At 61.6% G+C, this 15,686-nt stretch carries 18 protein-coding genes; 6 read left to right on the top strand and 12 right to left on the bottom strand.

Translation table 11 applies throughout. The annotated features are described in order from the left end of the window. Positions 1 to 58: 58 nt before the first annotated feature. The 3 genes from M0D65_RS15475 to M0D65_RS15465 all read left to right on the top strand — a co-directional run bounded on the left by M0D65_RS15475 (position 59) and on the right by M0D65_RS15465 (position 3,571). Positions 59 to 1,009 carry a S9 family peptidase gene (locus M0D65_RS15475; protein WP_266253480.1) on the top strand — a complete coding sequence of 317 codons (951 nt, stop codon included), beginning with the start codon at positions 59 to 61 and terminating at the stop codon, positions 1,007 to 1,009. A gap of 68 nt (positions 1,010 to 1,077) precedes the next feature. Continuing rightward, positions 1,078 to 1,854 (top strand): YkgJ family cysteine cluster protein, encoded by a 777-nt coding sequence (locus M0D65_RS15470; RefSeq protein WP_266253479.1) that lies wholly within the window; start codon positions 1,078 to 1,080, stop codon positions 1,852 to 1,854. Positions 1,855 to 1,990: 136 nt separating this feature from the next. Further along, a complete protein-coding gene (locus tag M0D65_RS15465) occupies positions 1,991 to 3,571 on the top strand; it encodes a sensor domain-containing diguanylate cyclase (RefSeq protein WP_266253478.1) in 1,581 nt (526 codons plus the stop codon). A 54-nt stretch (positions 3,572 to 3,625) separates the two neighbouring features. On the opposite strand, the gene M0D65_RS15460 is transcribed toward M0D65_RS15465, so the two are convergent. After that, a complete protein-coding gene (locus M0D65_RS15460; protein WP_266253477.1) occupies positions 3,626 to 3,991 on the bottom strand; it encodes a lysozyme inhibitor LprI family protein in 366 nt (121 codons plus the stop codon). Positions 3,992 to 4,095: 104 nt separating this feature from the next. Between M0D65_RS15460 and M0D65_RS15455 the strand changes: the two genes are divergently transcribed. Beyond that, complete coding sequence (locus M0D65_RS15455; protein ID WP_266253476.1) at positions 4,096 to 4,443, top strand: response regulator; 348 nt, start codon at positions 4,096 to 4,098, stop codon at positions 4,441 to 4,443. 4 nt (positions 4,444 to 4,447) lie between these two features. On the opposite strand, the gene M0D65_RS15450 is transcribed toward M0D65_RS15455, so the two are convergent. From M0D65_RS15450 to M0D65_RS15440, 3 genes are all read right to left on the bottom strand, one after another. After that, the gene (locus M0D65_RS15450) at positions 4,448 to 4,825 is read right to left on the bottom strand and encodes a type II toxin-antitoxin system VapC family toxin (protein ID WP_266253475.1); all 378 of its coding nucleotides are present in this window, start codon (positions 4,823 to 4,825) and stop codon (positions 4,448 to 4,450) included. Then, positions 4,825 to 5,058 carry a type II toxin-antitoxin system Phd/YefM family antitoxin gene (locus M0D65_RS15445; protein ID WP_266253474.1) on the bottom strand — a complete coding sequence of 78 codons (234 nt, stop codon included), beginning with the start codon at positions 5,056 to 5,058 and terminating at the stop codon, positions 4,825 to 4,827. The genes M0D65_RS15450 and M0D65_RS15445 overlap by 1 nt, the downstream gene beginning before the upstream one ends. A gap of 172 nt (positions 5,059 to 5,230) precedes the next feature. Beyond that, complete coding sequence (locus M0D65_RS15440) at positions 5,231 to 6,160, bottom strand: LysR substrate-binding domain-containing protein (RefSeq protein WP_091014904.1); 930 nt, start codon at positions 6,158 to 6,160, stop codon at positions 5,231 to 5,233. Positions 6,161 to 6,446: 286 nt separating this feature from the next. On the opposite strand from M0D65_RS15440, the gene M0D65_RS15435 reads away from it, so the two are divergent. Next, on the top strand, positions 6,447 to 8,030 hold the full coding sequence (locus M0D65_RS15435) for an inorganic phosphate transporter (RefSeq protein ID WP_266253473.1): 1,584 nt from the start codon (positions 6,447 to 6,449) through the stop codon (positions 8,028 to 8,030). A 158-nt stretch (positions 8,031 to 8,188) separates the two neighbouring features. Here M0D65_RS15435 and ppk2 read toward each other — a convergent pair whose 3' ends face one another. Next, complete coding sequence (ppk2, locus tag M0D65_RS15430) at positions 8,189 to 9,112, bottom strand: polyphosphate kinase 2 (RefSeq protein ID WP_091014899.1); 924 nt, start codon at positions 9,110 to 9,112, stop codon at positions 8,189 to 8,191. A 249-nt stretch (positions 9,113 to 9,361) separates the two neighbouring features. Between ppk2 and M0D65_RS15425 the strand changes: the two genes are divergently transcribed. Further along, positions 9,362 to 9,562 carry a hypothetical protein gene (locus tag M0D65_RS15425; RefSeq protein WP_266253472.1) on the top strand — a complete coding sequence of 67 codons (201 nt, stop codon included), beginning with the start codon at positions 9,362 to 9,364 and terminating at the stop codon, positions 9,560 to 9,562. Between the two features lie 18 nt (positions 9,563 to 9,580). Here M0D65_RS15425 and M0D65_RS15420 read toward each other — a convergent pair whose 3' ends face one another. From M0D65_RS15420 to M0D65_RS15390, 7 genes are all read right to left on the bottom strand, one after another. Then, the gene (locus M0D65_RS15420; protein ID WP_266253471.1) at positions 9,581 to 9,997 is read right to left on the bottom strand and encodes a universal stress protein; all 417 of its coding nucleotides are present in this window, start codon (positions 9,995 to 9,997) and stop codon (positions 9,581 to 9,583) included. Between the two features lie 115 nt (positions 9,998 to 10,112). After that, a complete protein-coding gene (locus tag M0D65_RS15415) occupies positions 10,113 to 10,457 on the bottom strand; it encodes a hypothetical protein (RefSeq protein ID WP_266253470.1) in 345 nt (114 codons plus the stop codon). Positions 10,458 to 10,512: 55 nt separating this feature from the next. Next, entirely contained in the window at positions 10,513 to 11,148 is a 636-nt protein-coding gene (locus tag M0D65_RS15410; protein ID WP_266253469.1) for a GNAT family N-acetyltransferase, read from the bottom strand. Positions 11,149 to 11,326: 178 nt separating this feature from the next. Then, a complete protein-coding gene (locus M0D65_RS15405; protein ID WP_266253468.1) occupies positions 11,327 to 11,968 on the bottom strand; it encodes a glutathione S-transferase family protein in 642 nt (213 codons plus the stop codon). Positions 11,969 to 12,040: 72 nt separating this feature from the next. Further along, on the bottom strand, positions 12,041 to 14,227 hold the full coding sequence (locus tag M0D65_RS15400) for a prolyl oligopeptidase family serine peptidase (RefSeq protein WP_266253467.1): 2,187 nt from the start codon (positions 14,225 to 14,227) through the stop codon (positions 12,041 to 12,043). Between the two features lie 124 nt (positions 14,228 to 14,351). Next, on the bottom strand, positions 14,352 to 14,744 hold the full coding sequence (locus M0D65_RS15395; RefSeq protein ID WP_266253466.1) for a VOC family protein: 393 nt from the start codon (positions 14,742 to 14,744) through the stop codon (positions 14,352 to 14,354). A gap of 24 nt (positions 14,745 to 14,768) precedes the next feature. Further along, positions 14,769 to 15,653, bottom strand: a complete 885-nt coding sequence (locus M0D65_RS15390; RefSeq protein ID WP_266253465.1) for a helix-turn-helix domain-containing GNAT family N-acetyltransferase — start codon at positions 15,651 to 15,653, stop codon at positions 14,769 to 14,771. Positions 15,654 to 15,686: the final 33 nt, after the last annotated feature.

Raw genomic sequence — 15,686 nt, 5'->3', positions numbered from 1 at the left:
TCTGATGGCAAGCGCCGAGCGTCACCGTCGGCCTGGACAACACAACGACGCTAACAAAATGCCCACAACCCCAACCATTCCCATGCGCCATCGCGCGCATGCGCTGCTGCTGGCCGCTCTGCTGATCGTCGCACCAGCATGCTTCGCGGGCCCGGCCGAGCTCGATCCGCCCGCCACCGATCTGCACGAAGCCATCGTCCAGGTGCCGATGACAGAGCACGGCCTCTTCGGCGACACGCAGCGCGAACTGGTCGCCACGACCTACATGCCCGACGGCCCCGGCCCGTTTCCGCTGATCGTGCTGAGCCACGGCAATCCGCCCAACGCGCTCGATCGCGTGAAGGTCGGTCGCTATCGCAAACTCGCGCAGATTCGCGCTTTCGTCGGGCTCAGTTTCGCCGTCATCGTGCCGATCCGGCGCGGCTACGGCGCGACGGGCGGATCGTTTGCCGAAGACACGGGGCTCTCGTGCGACAACGCTGATTTCGACACTGCAGCTAAGGAAGCGGCGCAAGACCTGCTGGCGACCATCGCTTACGCCGACACGCTGCCGCAGGTCGATCGCAATCACATCGTGCTGGTGGGACAGTCGGCGGGCGGATTCGCTTCGCTTGCCGCCGCAAGCGAAGCCCCGAAAGGACTCGTGGCCGTGGTCAATTTTTCGGGTGGACGCGGCGGCCGGCCATCCACGCATCCAGGCGCTCCGTGTGCGCCGGAGCGGATGGCCGAGACGATGGGACACTTCGGCTCCACCATTCAGGTACCGGTGCTGTGGCACTACGTCAAAAACGATCAGTACTTCGCGCCCGACGTTGTGAAGACCTGGTTCAGCGCGTTCCAGGCGGCCGGCGGCAAAGGCGAACTCGTGTTCGAAGCGCCGTTCGGTCGCGACGGCCACGGTATGTTCGCAGTCGATCGCGCGTTACCGATCTGGTGGCCGCATTTCGAGCAGTTCATCGCGACGGTCGTGCCGTTGAGCCGTACCGCGGCGTCCGCCTCCTCTCCGTGATACGAGCGGTCCTGGATTGCCACCTCGCATCAGATCAAATTGGCTCCCCCGAACAGAAACCACCCCGCATGAACGACTTAGATTTCGACTGCACGATGTGCGGCAAATGCTGTCACGGGCTGCGGCTCGCGCTGACCGTCGACGAAGCCCGCGCCTGGCTGCGACGCGGCGGCCGCGTCGAACTGATGTGCGAAGCGATACCGTGGCCCGTCGAACCCGCGGCGGAAAATCGCGAGGCGCAGTACCGCCACGCCCGCTCGTTTGCCGCCGCGAGCGGCACACTGCCGGTGCGGATCGCGGTGTTGCTGGTCGCTACGTTCGAAGGGGCCTGCCCGAACCTCGGCGCCGACATGCGCTGCAGCATCTATCACGAGCGACCGCTCGTGTGCCGCATCTATCCCGCTGAAATCAATCCGTTCGTCGTACTCGCGCCCGCCAGCAAAGGGTGTCCTCCCGACGCATGGCAAGGTACGCCGATGATCCGGCATGGACAGCTTATCGACAGCGAGGTCCAGGCATCGATCGATCAGGCTCGCGCCGCCAGCGCCCGCGATGTGCCCGCCAAGGCGCAACTGTGCGCGACGCTCGGCCTCGCGCATGCAGCGCTTGCGAACGAAGGCTTCGTCACGTACGCACCCGAATCTCACGTGCTGCTTGCCGCACTCGATGCCCTCTCCGACGCAACGCCCGGCAGTCGCGATGCACGCGCCACACCGTGGAATTTCGTATCGAACCGCCACGAAACTGTCGAAACGCTGACATCGATCGGTGCGCTGGCGGCAGCGCCGGCCGCCACGCATGCCTACGGATACCTCGGTTTCTTCGCGGCAACGCCCGCGGGTTAGCCCCGACCACGCCGCCCGCCCATCGGCACGCTCACGAATTGCACCCACCCGCACGCTTCGGCTAGGATCACAATCGGGGTAGCAGGGGGCAGCACCGCATGGATGACAACGGTCCAGGCGAGACGATCGAGGGGACATGTCCGTACTCAAACCGGTTTTCCCATTGAACCAGCGCCTGCGCAAGAGAACGCTCGCGTGGGAGGCCGCGCTTGCGCGGGCGGTCGGCAATCATCCGTTTGTCGCGGGCATCACCGGTACGGCCGTCGCCGCGGCGATGGCCGGTCTGACCTTTGTGTCACTGTACGCGGGACGTGCCGATGCGTTGACGCATGCGCATGAAACGTCGCAAAGTCTCGTTTCGATTATCGGCAGCGACCTCGAAAGAAACATCGAAATCTACAATCTCTCGCTGCGCGCGATGGTCGACGGTGCGCAGCGCCCGTTGACCTGGCAGCTCTCGCCGGGCCTGCGGCAATCGGTTCTGTTCGATCGCGCAACGGATGCCGAGTACCTCGGCGGTGCCTACATTCTCGGCACCGACGGCAAGGTCAGGGCCGAGCAAAGCGGTGAGATCAACCCTTTGATCGGACTCGGCGATCGCGATTACTTCCTGGCCCATCAGCGCAATCCATCGGTTGGCTTATTCATTTCGCATCCGTTTCGTTCGCGGCTGCGCGATCACAAGCTGTCGATCGGCCTGACGCGACGCATCGACACGCCCGACGGCCAGTTCGCCGGCGTCGCGCTGCTCGCTATCCGCATCGAGTACTTCCAGCATCTGCTCGACAAGATCAATACAGGCCCGTCGGGTTCGGTGTTCATTTCGCTCGACGACGGCACGCTGCTCGCCCGCAAGCCGCTCACGACCAGCGAAATCGGGACCAGTGTGGTGCGCTCGCCGGTGTTCGCGTACATCGCGGGGCACTCGTCGGGGACGTTTGTGACGGTCTCCGCGCTCGACGGTGTGACGCGTATGTACACCTATGCACGCGTACCCGGCACCCCGCTGCTCGCTGTCGTTGCGCCGGCCGTCGACGACGTACTCGCGAGCTGGCGCAAGCGCAGCGTGATCGCCGCAGTACTGACGTTCGCGCTGGGCGTGGTCGTCATCGCCGTGTCGTGGTTGCTCGCGTTCGCGGTGCGCGACAAGATACTTGCCGAAACCGAATTGCTACGGCTCGCCGCCACCGATCCACTCACGGGTCTCGCGAACCGTCGCACGCTCGACCAGCGGCTCGACGACGCGTGGCTGCATTCGCGCCGCAACGGCGAGCCGCTGTCGGCGCTCTTCATCGATATCGATTACTTCAAGCGGTTCAACGATGCACACGGCCACGCGGCCGGCGACGAGGTCATCGCGGCCGTTGCGGATTGCGTCGCGTCCACCGTACGCCGTTCGATCGATGTAGTGGCACGCTATGGCGGCGAGGAATTCGCCGTGATACTGCCCGGCACGCCGGCCGCGGGCGCGACCAAACTGGCCGAGAAAATCCGCCGGAAAGTGGAGTCGTTGCGTTTCACGTATGCAGCCGAAACACAGGAAGCGGTGACAGTCAGCATCGGCAGCGCGAGCTGCGTGCCGTCGAACGGCGGCACGGCACTCGAATTGCTCGCCGCTGCCGACGAACAGCTCTATGCAGCGAAGGCCGCGGGACGCAACCAGGTGATGTCGTTCATTCGTCCGGAAAACGAAACGACGCACGGGGCGTCGTCCTGAAACGCGGCTTGATGGCTGCTTTATCTGTTTTTCGAAGGCATATTACGTGCCTTGTCAGAACGGCCCACGGCTTTTCAGCTGTGCGTACTGCGCCTTCAGCACATTGATACGCGAGCGGTACATCGTCGTCAGGCACGACCGCGACGCCCCGCAGCGGGACCGGTTTTGCAACCAGTCATGCTGCGCTTCCTGCATGTCGCCGCGGGTCCCCATCGCGACGAGCCCGGTAAGCATCTCGTAGCGAACCGCCATTTCTACATCCATTTCGCTCAACTGACGGGATGCGCATATCGCGCGCTCATCGGGCTGCTGTGCCTTCGTGCAATCGAAGCTTGCGGCCTGCGCGATGCCGGCTGACGCCGCGAAACAGGCGAAACACGCGATATAGACGGCACGACGGTATCGACGAAATGAACGCATAAGACCTCGCTATTAGAAAACGGAGGAAAGCTGCCACACGGATTTAACCTGCACTCCGCACTTGGAACGCGCATTGCTACGGAATAGCCAGCCTTAGGACAATCATGACAACGATACTGCTGGTCGAAGACGATCTCAATCTGCTGCGCGCACTGGAAACACTGTTGAAAGGGCACGGATACCGTGTTCGGACCGCGGCGGACGGCCTACTCGCCATCCGCTCGGCGCGAGCCGAGCGTCCCGATATCGTTGTTTCGGACTGGATGATGCCGGGCATGGACGGCATTGCGCTCATCGACGCACTCAAATCCGTGCCGCAACTTGCCGATGTACCCGTCGTGCTGACGTCGGCGGTAGGACCGCCGCCGGCGATTCCGATCAGCGGGTTTCTGCGCAAACCCTTTCCCGCTGCGACGCTGCTTGACTTGCTGCGCCGTATCGTCAAGTCGTAGCGCGTCAGGCCTCGATGACGATGTCCGTGTACCTGGCAAGGATGTCGTCGTCGGTTAGCAGCCGAAGCGGCTCAGTAATGGCCTGCGCAACGAGCAGCCGATCGAACGGATCACGGTGGATATCTGGCAGGTCGCGAACTGCCGCCGCATGCACCGCGGTTACCGGCAGTTCGCGAAAACCCGCGTCTTCCATTCGGGCGACGAGTTCGTTCACGTCGACATTGAGCTTCCCGAGTCCTGACTTGATGGAAATTTCCCAAATACTTGCGGCGCTGACAAATACGACGTCAGCACTCAACATAGTGGCCTCGGCCCGTTTCGGAAGCTTTTTGTCGCCGCCCATTGCCCACAGAAAAATGTGCGTATCGATCAGCAGACGCATTACCGACCCTCGAACGTTGCCAGCACATCTTCAGCCAACGGTGCATTGAAGTCGTCGGCGATCTTGATCTTTCCCTTCATCAGACCCAAGCGGAGCTTGGGTTTCTGATCCACAGAAACAAGGCGCACCAACGGAGTTCCAGCCTTCGCAATAACAACTTCTTCGCCGCTGACAACCGCCTCGATGAGACGCGATAGTTGCGACTTGGCTTCGTGAATATTTACAGTCTGCATGGCGTTCTCCACATTGAACGGCTTAGTCTAGCTTAGCTAACATCGAGGTGCAACAATATCAACGCTTTCATCAGCTTTCTTGCCATCCAGCTGGAGCACTACTCGACACCGTCAATCGCCGCTATCGCTTCGCGCACGCCCCGATTAGAGGTGTCGAGGTCACGGCGCGCTCTCACGGCACAAGCGGCGCCACCGACGAACTATCCAGCATCCGTGCCGCCAGCCAGACTTCCTGTCGCAACCAGTCGCGAAACAGCGTGAGTTGCGGTAAATCGCCCTGCTCTGGGCGCGTGACGAACCAGTACGACTGATGGCCGTCCACGTGCACGTTCAGCACGGGCACGAGCTGGCCGCTCGCCAGTTCGCGCGCGATCATGTGGCGGTCCGCGATCGTGATGCCCAAGCCGTCGATGGCCGCGCGAATCGCCAGATCGAGCAGATCGAATTCGTAGCCGCCCGTCGTATCGACGCCCGCGATTCCCGCGGCGTTCAGCCAGTGCTGCCAGGTCTGGTAACGCTGGTCGTCGCTGGCAAGAACGTGCAGCAGCGTGAACTGGTTCAGATCGATCGGCTGTTGCGCGGGCTGCCGTGCCAGCAGCGCGGGCGCACACACTGCCACGTGCCGCTCGTTCATCAGCAACTGCTGGTCCAGCCCTTCCCATTCGCCGTTGCCGAAGCGGATCGCGCAATCGAGCACGGCCGATTCCGCGAGGTTGTCCTCGACGCGCGTCGACAGGCTCAGTTCCAGCTCGGGATGCTCGTCGCGCAGACGGCCGAGCCGCGGCATCAGCCAGCGGCTCGCGAAAGTGGGCGGCGCATTGATACGCAGGCGATTGAGGTGCGTCTTCTCCTGAATGCTGCGCACCGTCAGCTCGATCTTGTCGAACGATTGCTGCAACGCCTGCAACAGCACCCGGCCCGCTGCCGTCAGTTCGAGCCGGTGATGATGCCGCTGCAGCAGCGCTTCGCCGAGCTGATCCTCCAGTTGCCGCACCTGCCGGCTGACTGCGCTCTGCGTGACGTTGAGCTGTTCGGCGGCACGCGTGAAGCTGCCGGTGTGTCCGGCCACCTCGAAGGCTTTGAGCGCGTTCAGCGCGGGCATCTTTCGTTTCAAGGGCGTCTCTGCAAGCAGGCAGCAAGGGGGATTGCGGGGTTGCGGGTTCCCGGGAGCGTCGGCCGGCCCCATTTTACGCGCGCCGGACTTCGGCTTGCGCGGCTCGCCCTGGGGCAAATCCGGAGGTGTGCGGGCAACCGCGCCCGCCAAGCGTCAGCAACCTTACGCCCATATAAGGGGCATACCCGACACCGATTTGTCATCTTCACGACACACGCCCCCACCAGGATCGTAGGTCTCCACGCCCCCATTCACCCCTCACGAGACACAGGCCATGCCGGAACTTTCGTATCCGCAGTCGAACGCCCCTGCCGGCCGTCGCAACATCGGCCTTTTTATCTTTCTGCTCGCCATCGCCGCCGGCGCCGCTTACTGCGCGACGCATCTGCTCGACGACCTCGCGCCGGTGCGCCAGTCGTCGCTGCTGCCGTACCTGCTGCTCGGCTTCGCACTCGTGATCGCGCTCGGTTTCGAGTTCGTCAACGGCTTTCATGACACCGCGAACGCTGTCGCCACGGTCATCTATACGCATTCATTGACGCCGAACCTCGCAGTCGTCTGGTCCGGTGCGTGGAATTTTCTCGGCGTGCTGACCTCGACCGGTGCGGTCGCGTTCGGCATCCTGCAGTTGCTGCCCGTCGAACTGATCCTGCAGGTCGGCAACGGCGCCGGCTTCTCGATGGTGTTCGCGCTGCTGATCGCTGCGATCATCTGGAATCTCGGCACCTGGTACTTCGGTTTGCCGTCGTCGAGCTCGCACACGTTAATCGGCTCGATCATCGGCGTCGGGCTGATGAACTCGATGCTGCACGGCGCATCGGGCACGAGCGGCGTCGACTGGAACCAGGCGCTTGGCGTCGGCAAGTCGCTGGTGTTCTCGCCGATCGTCGGCTTCCTGCTCGCCGCACTGCTGTTGCTCATTCTCAAGGCGCTCGTGCGCGTGCCGGCGCTCTACGCCGAGCCGACCGGCAACGAGCCGCCGCCGTTCTGGATTCGCGCGCTGCTGATCCTCACCTGCACGGGCGTGTCGTTCGCGCATGGTTCGAACGACGGCCAGAAGGGTATGGGCCTCATCATGCTGATCCTGATCGGCACCGTGCCGACCGCGTATGCACTGAACAAGGCCGTCACCCCCGCCGAATCGCAGACGTTCGTCGCCGTCGCTGAACAGGCTTCGACATCGTTTAGCCGATATACGAATGGCGCGCCGCCTTCGACCAACCCGCGACGCGATGTCGAAGACTACGTGCGCACACGTCAACTGACGCCGGCCACGGTGCCCGCGCTGCAGCAGTTGACCGCACAGATCGGTAAGCAGGTCGGAGAGTCGGGTTCGATGGCGAACGTTCCGCAGGATATCGTCGATAACGTGCGCAACAACATGTACGTCGCGTCCGAAGCGATCCGCCTCATCGACAAGGCGAAACAGCCGGTGTTCGCGCCCAACGACGCGAAAGCCATCGACAACTTCAAGAAGCAAACCGATCACGCGACGAAGTTCATTCCGACATGGGTCAAGGTGGCGGTTGCGATCGCGCTGGGTCTGGGCACGATGGTCGGCTGGAAGCGCATCGTCGTGACGGTCGGCGAGAAGATCGGCAAGCAGCATCTGACCTACGGCCAGGGTGCATCGGCCGAACTCGTCGCGATGGTGACCATCGGTGCCGCGGACATGTACGGCCTGCCGGTATCGACGACACACGTGCTGTCGTCCGGGGTAGCGGGCGCGATGGCGGCGAACGGCTCGGGGCTTCAATGGAACACCGTGCGTAGCCTCGTGCTCGCGTGGGTGCTCACGTTGCCGGCGTCGATTGCGTTGTCGGCGATGCTCTACTGGTTGTTCCGCCAGGTGTTCTGAACGCATGACGCGGTAGCCGGTGCATACGCTTCGGCTACCGCAGATGAAGGATGAAAGATTAAAGGTGCTTCAGCGATTGGGCAGCGCGGTTCGCCGCGCTGCTTTTTTTTGTGCGGTCCACCGGCGAGCGCCAGTGGACTGATACGCGTGACGCGTACTCAGTAGATCTCGGGCACGATGAGCTCCGCCGGCACCGGCTGGCGGATGTACTCGGCATGGTGCACACGCTCGGGCAGCGAGACGCTCGGATGATCGATCTCGTGATACGGCACCTGGCTCAGCAGATGGTGGATGCAGTTGAGCCGCGCACGCTTCTTGTCAACGGCCTGCACGACCCACCACGGCGCCTCGGGAATGTGCGAACGCTGCAACATCACTTCTTTCGCGTGCGTGTACGCTTCCCAACGGCGCCGGCTTTCCAGATCCATCGGGCTCAGCTTCCATTGCTTCAACGGGTCTTGAATACGCGCCTGGAAGCGGATTTCCTGCTCTTCGTCGGTGATCGAAAACCAGTACTTCAGGATCTGCACACCGCTGCGCACCAGCATCTTTTCGAACTCGGGCACCGAGCGGAAGAATTCTTCGTATTCGTCGTCGCTGCAAAAACCCATTACGCGTTCGACGCCCGCGCGATTGTACCAGCTACGATCGAACAGCACCATTTCGCCGCCTGCCGGCAGATGCGTCGCGTAACGCTGGAAATACCATTGCGTGCGCTCGCGATTGCTCGGTGCCGGCAGTGCGACGACGCGGCACACGCGTGGATTGAGCCGCTGCGTGATGCGCTTGATCGCACCGCCCTTGCCCGCCGCATCGCGCCCTTCGAAGATCACGACCATCCGGTGACCGGTCTTGACGATCCAGTCCTGCAGCTTCACGAGTTCGCCTTGCAGGCGGAACAGTTCGCGGAAGTACATCTTGCGCGCGTCGCGGGCTTCGGGCGTCATGCCCGCCGCGCCGTCGAGCAGGCGGTCGTCGACTTCCATTTCGAGTTCCTCGTCGTACGCGTCGACCAGGTCTTCCTCGAAGCGACGTTGCCGCTCCGCCAGCAGTGCTTCGGGTCTCTGATCCTGCTCGTTCATCGCGATTCTCCTTGCGGCGGAAATAAGAGGGTAAGCAGTACGCCCGTGCAACGCGGCGTCAACCGGCGATTATCGGCTGAAGCGATGTCAGCCGTATTACTTTGCTGGATGGCTCGGTGAGCGATCGTTGAGAAGCGGAACGGCTCGTGACGCGGCGAATACCGCTATTTTGCGCTTTCCGTGGCCTTCTTTACACGCCGGATATACGCGTAATGACAGAATCGCCGGATCGATCAGCGAGGCTTCACCATGTCCAGCCTGAATATTCGCCGCGGTACAGGGGCACCACGCGTTGCCGGTATGACCGGCCGGCAGAGCCGCCGGCGTTATCGGTTTGCGCTTACCGGGGCAGCAACCGTTGCGGCGGCGATGGCGATCGCTGTGGGACAACCGGCGGTTGGAATCGCGATCTATGGGGCACTTACGCTCTCGTTCGTGTTTTTCTCTTGAGCAGCCGACGGATAGTGGCTAGTGAAGCATCGTCACCGGTGTAGTCGTGTGTCTCCACAGGTTGGCGAGCACGATCAGTCTGCGGAAAAAACCGAAGTGGCTGGCATCGATCACCACGACGTCCGATTGAGTCGTGGCCGCGTAGGCGGCAATCGCCTTCGTGCCGCGCCCGAACACCCGCTTCCATTTATAGGGAACACCTGCATCTTCGAGAATCGAACGTGCCTCGATCAGCGGAGCGAGCATGGCGTGTTTCTCTTTTCGAAGCAGTGAGCTGCGTGAATGAAACGCTGCCGTGCGTCCCTGATCGATCGGCTCCAGCACCTCGAGCAATTCGACTTCGGACACGCAGTGCTCAAGGAACATGAACGCCGCATAACGCGCAGCCTGTACCGCACCACCGTGATCCACCACCGGGATCAGCATCTTTAACATCGAGTGCTCCGATTCGCTTGAAGAAGCGGGGACGACCTTTTCATTGCAGCATGCGTTGGGTCAAGGTGCTGAAAAACGTGCGGGGAAACGTATAAAGATTTCGTTAACGGTGCTTTTAAGCGCCAACCACCGCAGGGTTCAGTTCGATATGCAGGATGACGAGCCAGCGCTTCGGACAATCCACTGCAATTTCCAGCGCATTGCCGGTGTCGCCTGGCGTTTTGATGAAGCCTTTCTCACGCGCGAAAGCAAACGCGCGGCGCGCATCGGCCTGGAGCCACATCGTCACGAGACCACAGGTGACGCAGCTAAACACCATGATTGTCTGATGCGTGAGGTTGGCGTCCACCTGTTGCGCAACATACGTAAAGGCAGTGGTCAGGATCTGGTTGGCCACGAAGGCGACCACCATGACCTTGGCAAATCCTCTGAAGATCGAGGCGGTTCTGGAGTGGGCCATCGGTGTAACGGGTCCTTCTGAAGCGTGGGAAATGGTTCTTTAGCGATGCGCCGGATCACGCGACGCGAGCGAGCACGTGATGCGGGAGTTCGAGACGATGCGACCACGCAGCGAGCGTGCGCGCAGCCACCGGCGGCTTATGCAGGATCGCGCTGTCGTAGCGCTTGCCATCGAATCTCATGAAGTCGCCGATCCGGAAACCTTGCCGGCGATAGAACGCGATCAGATGCGCGGCGGGCTGCGGCGTATCGAGTGCCAGCTCCGCGTAGCCGCGCGTAGCAGCCCAATGTTCGGCAAACGCCAGCATGAATGCGCCAATACCACGCGACTGCCACTCGGGTTCGACGCCGATCTGCCGCACGCTGGCTACATCGTTCTGACGATAAAACTCGCAAGGCGAATCGCGATCGGGCGCGTAGAGCGTCATCGTGCCGACGATACGTCCATCACATACGGCGACATGACAATCGCCGCTCAGCGCACGCGCCTGTGTGACAGAAGCCGGTTGATCGACACACGTGCAGTTGAGTCCCATCGCACCGAGTCGCGCGAACGCACGATGCAGCATCGCGGTCAGTTCGTCGAACGAATCTCGCGTCGGGTCGAAGCGCCGCAGCTCGATATTGCCCATGCCGCGATGGACATAAGTGATCGGTACAGGGCGCTTCATCGCTACACGTTGCTGCAACATGACAACCTCGTTTTCGCATCACGTTGCACGAAGTGTAGGTTTGGCCTGTTGCGGCGCGCAAGAAAAAATCCCGTAAAGAATTGCGTGGGCGAGCGCGCCGGTCGCCTTGCTGCGACGGAGGTTTACGCGTTTTTTATGGCTTATCGTGCGAACTTGACACCGAGTAGATACGCAATGCCTAGGTCAGCATCGGCGTCATGTCCGGATCGCCTTTTTTCATCGCCCGTCGATACGCGTCGCGGGCACCAATACGCTGAAGGTACGCGAGGATATTCGGGTAAGGCGAGAGATCGAAAGGCATAAAAATCCGCATCGTCGTGAACGAGAATACCGTCAAAATATCCGCTGCGGTGAATGCATTTCCTGCCAGATAGTCGGTTTCGCCCAAGCGGGTTTCGACAAGATTCAATACGAGGTCGAGCCGCGCGCTCGACCACTTCAAGGTCGGATTGTCGGCAGGCAGATCGACACGGCCCAGAAGCATGCTGCGTCCAAGATTGGGTTGAAGCGAGCCGTTTGCAAAGTGAAACCAGAACAGATAGTCGGGGAACGTGGCGTCGGTGGCAGCCGGCACGAGGCCGCCGTTGCCGTGCTTCGCGATGATGTACTCCATGATCGCGGTGGATTCGGCCAGCACAATGTCGCCGTCCGAAATGATCGGCGCCGTACCCAGCGGATGCAACGCCTTGTACTCGGGCGGCCCAAGCCGGGTAACGGGGTCGCGATTGTAGATCTTCAATTCGTAGGGAATCGCGAGTTCTTCGCACAACCACACGATGCGCTCGGACTGCGATTTACCGAGGTGATGGACGGTCAGCATGCTGGTTTCTCGATGGTTGATAAAGACTGCGCGAATAGACGGACCACGTTGCGTGGCCCGTCCATCACTGCACTATTGCTTCGGTTGAAATCCCGCCTCACCCATCTGCCACAGCGCAAACGACCATTCGTCGGCGAGCTGGTTGGCACGCTGCGACACGCTCGAGCCAATACCGTGGCCCGCATCGTAGTCGATGCGCAACAGCACGGGCCGACCGCTGCTCGTCGCAGCCTGGGTTCGTGCAGCCATCTTCAGCATATGCCACGGCGCGACGCGCGGATCGTTCGCGCCGGTCGTGAACATGACAGCAGGGTAAGGCGTGCCGTCATGAATATGCGCATAGGCACTCATCGCATAGAGGCCGTGAAAGCCCGCCTCGTTCGAACTCGAACCCATCTCGGGTACATTGGGCGGCCCGTTCGGTTCGGTCTCGAAGCGCAAGGCATCGGACAGGCCAACGTCGTCGAGAATCACGCGGAACAGACCCGGGTTGATCTCCATGGCACCGCCCATGACGATACCGCCCGCGCTTGCCGAGTTTGCAGCGAGGTATTTCGACTGCGTGTAGCGCTCGTCGATCATGTGCTGCGCGGTCGCGATGAAGTCCATCATCGTGTTGATCTTCGTGAGCTTCTGCCCCGCGCGATGCCAGGCGTCGCCGTATTCGCCGCCGCCGCGCATGTGCGCCACAGCGATGATGCCGCCACGGTCGATCCAGCCCTGCCACGCCGGGCGATACGACGGGTCCATCGATATGCCGTAACTGCCGTAGCCATAGACGATCGTCGGATTCGTTCCGTCGCGCGTCACACCTTTCTTCGCGATGATCGATACGGGGATGCGGGTACCGTCGTAGCTGGTGGCAAACTCGTCGTGTGCTTCGATATCGTCGGATTCGGTCTTCGAGGGCGGGACCAGTCCGGTATCGGTTGCCGCGCTGGCACCTGGCGCGTAGCTCAGTTCGCGCGGCGCCTTGACCCAGCCCTGCAGGCTGAACAGCAGGCCTGGCGAACGCGGATCGGTGGCGAGATCGCTCACCGTACCGGCAAACGGCAGGCCGATAGGCTGGTTGTCCTTGCCGTCGTACGACACGTGCCGCAACTCGAAGGTCGCACCGGCGCGCTCGCCGAGATACATCCCGTCGCTGGCAACTTCGAACGCATCGAGCACGTTTTCGCTTTCGGGCACGACCACGTTCGCATGCGCGATGTCGGGATGGGCGAGCGGCGTCGAGAGGATCTGGAAGCGCGGTGCGCCTTTGTCCGACAGGACATACAGACGATCGCCGCGCAGACGCACGTCGGTTACACCATCTTCGGGTGTGGCAATTTTCTTCCACGGCGTCTGTGCGCCGTGAATCTGATCGAGGCGCGCGACGTAGAAGGTATTCGGGTTGTTGTCCACGTTGTGATTCGCGACGGCTACCGCATACGGCGAATCGGGTGCCAGCAGGACATAGGTGGCCTGCCCTTCAGGCACATCGACCGATGCGGACACGCCGCGTCCGAACACCGCTTCGTCGCCTTCGCCGTCGGTATGTTGACCCAGTACGTGCAGGAAGGTCACCGCGTTGTACTCGCTCAGCGAAGGTGGCGTATCCGGTCCGGCTTTCGGGTAGCGCAGGTAGAAGAACGATTTATTGTCGTTGCGCCAGGAAACGAAACAATCGCTCGTGCGATCGATGGTCTCCTGGAGCTGGCTGCCGGTCTGCAAGTCGATGACGTGCAGCACGCTCTTTTCCGACCCGCCTTCGGAGACGCCATAGGCGACATAGCGCCCATCCCACGACGGCGAGTACCAGTCGAGCGCGAAGTGATGCGCGCTGTCGGTAGAAAGCTTCGCCGGGTCTACGAGCACGTGTTCTTCGCCTTTCACACCATCGCGATACGCGAGCTTGGGCAGATTGGTACCGGGCTCCAGCACATGGTAGAAGAGCCGATCGCCACGACGCGTAAAGTCATAGCGTTTCAGGTCGCCGGCCATCAACTCCTGGATGTGCGTCGCCAAAGAGGCGCGGTCCGGAATGCTGTCGATTACCTTGCGGGTATAGGCGGCCTGCGCCTTCATCCAGCTCTGCACTTCCGGATCGCTGAGGTTCTCCATGTAGCGATAGCGGTCGACGACCGGTGTGCCGAAGTACGTGGTGGTCACCGGACGCACGGGCGCCACCGGTTGACTCTCCGCCGACCAGGACAGGCCCGGCGTGGCGACGAACGTCAGCGCGAGCGTCGCGGCGAGTAGACTTTTTGTTGGCTTCATGTGGACTCTTTGAGTGACGAGGCGCCGCAAGATTAGCGCGACTAAGGTGTTCGCCACAATAGAGTGCAGCCTGATCTGGCGCAGATGTATGCCAAAACGTAGAGCGCGGGGGCGATGAAGGTTGCTAGGTCGACGCAACGGCATCCACATGCTGGGAGATAGAAAGCACGTTGCCGTCCGGGTCCGCAAACCATGCAATCCGGGCTCCCGACGGCGAAGTCCAGATGCCGGCGTCGCTCTGCTCCAGTGGCGGATAGCGCTTGAAGACGAGACCTTTAGCACTTAGTGTGCGCACTTCCTGCTCGATGTCTTTCACACGCCAGCCAAGTATCGTGTACGGTGCCGGCGTAAATTCATGCAGCTTGGCTATCCGTATCTCCGTTCCCTGCGATGCGACGACCAGCGCAAAGGGATCGTCGCTGACAAAGCACAGCCCCAGAACCTCTTCATAGAATCGACGCGCTTTTGCGGAATCGACTGTTGGAATGAAGCCCATTACCTCGCCGTCGGCGACCATACCCGTCTCCCTCTAGTGGCTTGTTCAGGTCAATTTCTTTTCGAACCAGTGGTGTGCGTAAGGCTCCGCGCTAAACGGATCGACTTCTACGTATCCGCAGCGCCGATAGAGATTGATTGCTTCGGACAAGGTCCGGTTTGTTTCCAGGCGGATCACGCGCGCGCCGCTCTTGCGCCCCTGTTTCTCGGCTTCATCGAGTAAACGCCGCCCTACGCCGAGCCCCCGCACCGACGAGCTGACCCACATCCGCTTGAGTTCGGCCGGCGATTTCTTGTGAAACTTGAGCGCGACGCAGCCCACCGGATTGCCGCGCAACCGCGCGACGATCAGTGCGCCATGCGGCGCCGTCAGTTCATGCGTGTCGGCCGGCAGGCTGGACGACGGATCGAATCCCGCTTCGAAGCGTGCGTTGAGTTCGGTGAAGTATTGCTCGAAACACCAGCGCGCATCGTCGCTAGCCGGATCTTCGATCTCGAAGCGGATCAACGACGGTTGCAGCAGACGCTCTACTTCGGCCATCGCGGCGAGCAACGCCACGCGCTGGCTTTCGCTCAACGGATCGAGCACACGGACTGCTACCGTGTCCGACAACCGGTCGAGTTCAGCTCGTTCCTTGAGCCCCGATCGAGTAAGCAGAATGCGGCGTACCCGGCGATCATCGGGGTGCGCCTCGATCGCAACGAGCCCTTGCCGCTCAAGCGAACCAAGTATGCGACTCAGATAACCCGAGTCGAGATCGAGGCGTTCGCGAAGGGCGCGCAGATCGGCGCCATCGGGACCGATCTCCCAGAGCAGACGCGACTCGCCCATGGGGCGGCCGCGGCCGAGAAAGCTGTCGTCGATTGCGCCGATGCCCTCGGCCACGATGCGGTTGAAGCTGCGAACCTGCTGGATGTCGAGTGTTTTCATGATATCTGACTCTAGTCAGATATCATGATGCCG

It is taken from the genome of Paraburkholderia sp. CHISQ3 (assembly GCF_030464945.1).
GTDB classification, from domain to species: Bacteria; Pseudomonadota; Gammaproteobacteria; order Burkholderiales; family Burkholderiaceae; genus Paraburkholderia; species Paraburkholderia megapolitana.
This window is presented reverse-complemented; position numbering and strand designations above follow the sequence as displayed.

Coding starts and splice junctions, on each gene's coding strand:
- M0D65_RS15475 (WP_266253480.1), top strand. CDS start 59: ATGCCCACAACCCCAACCATTCCCATGCGCCATCGCGCGCATGCGCTG.
- M0D65_RS15470 (WP_266253479.1), top strand. CDS start 1,078: ATGAACGACTTAGATTTCGACTGCACGATGTGCGGCAAATGCTGTCAC.
- M0D65_RS15465 (WP_266253478.1), top strand. CDS start 1,991: ATGTCCGTACTCAAACCGGTTTTCCCATTGAACCAGCGCCTGCGCAAG.
- M0D65_RS15460 (WP_266253477.1), bottom strand. CDS start 3,991: ATGCGTTCATTTCGTCGATACCGTCGTGCCGTCTATATCGCGTGTTTC.
- M0D65_RS15455 (WP_266253476.1), top strand. CDS start 4,096: ATGACAACGATACTGCTGGTCGAAGACGATCTCAATCTGCTGCGCGCA.
- M0D65_RS15450 (WP_266253475.1), bottom strand. CDS start 4,825: ATGCGTCTGCTGATCGATACGCACATTTTTCTGTGGGCAATGGGCGGC.
- M0D65_RS15445 (WP_266253474.1), bottom strand. CDS start 5,058: ATGCAGACTGTAAATATTCACGAAGCCAAGTCGCAACTATCGCGTCTC.
- M0D65_RS15440 (WP_091014904.1), bottom strand. CDS start 6,160: ATGCCCGCGCTGAACGCGCTCAAAGCCTTCGAGGTGGCCGGACACACC.
- M0D65_RS15435 (WP_266253473.1), top strand. CDS start 6,447: ATGCCGGAACTTTCGTATCCGCAGTCGAACGCCCCTGCCGGCCGTCGC.
- ppk2 (WP_091014899.1), bottom strand. CDS start 9,112: ATGAACGAGCAGGATCAGAGACCCGAAGCACTGCTGGCGGAGCGGCAA.
- M0D65_RS15425 (WP_266253472.1), top strand. CDS start 9,362: ATGTCCAGCCTGAATATTCGCCGCGGTACAGGGGCACCACGCGTTGCC.
- M0D65_RS15420 (WP_266253471.1), bottom strand. CDS start 9,997: ATGTTAAAGATGCTGATCCCGGTGGTGGATCACGGTGGTGCGGTACAG.
- M0D65_RS15415 (WP_266253470.1), bottom strand. CDS start 10,457: ATGGCCCACTCCAGAACCGCCTCGATCTTCAGAGGATTTGCCAAGGTC.
- M0D65_RS15410 (WP_266253469.1), bottom strand. CDS start 11,148: ATGTTGCAGCAACGTGTAGCGATGAAGCGCCCTGTACCGATCACTTAT.
- M0D65_RS15405 (WP_266253468.1), bottom strand. CDS start 11,968: ATGCTGACCGTCCATCACCTCGGTAAATCGCAGTCCGAGCGCATCGTG.
- M0D65_RS15400 (WP_266253467.1), bottom strand. CDS start 14,227: ATGAAGCCAACAAAAAGTCTACTCGCCGCGACGCTCGCGCTGACGTTC.
- M0D65_RS15395 (WP_266253466.1), bottom strand. CDS start 14,744: ATGGTCGCCGACGGCGAGGTAATGGGCTTCATTCCAACAGTCGATTCC.
- M0D65_RS15390 (WP_266253465.1), bottom strand. CDS start 15,653: ATGAAAACACTCGACATCCAGCAGGTTCGCAGCTTCAACCGCATCGTG.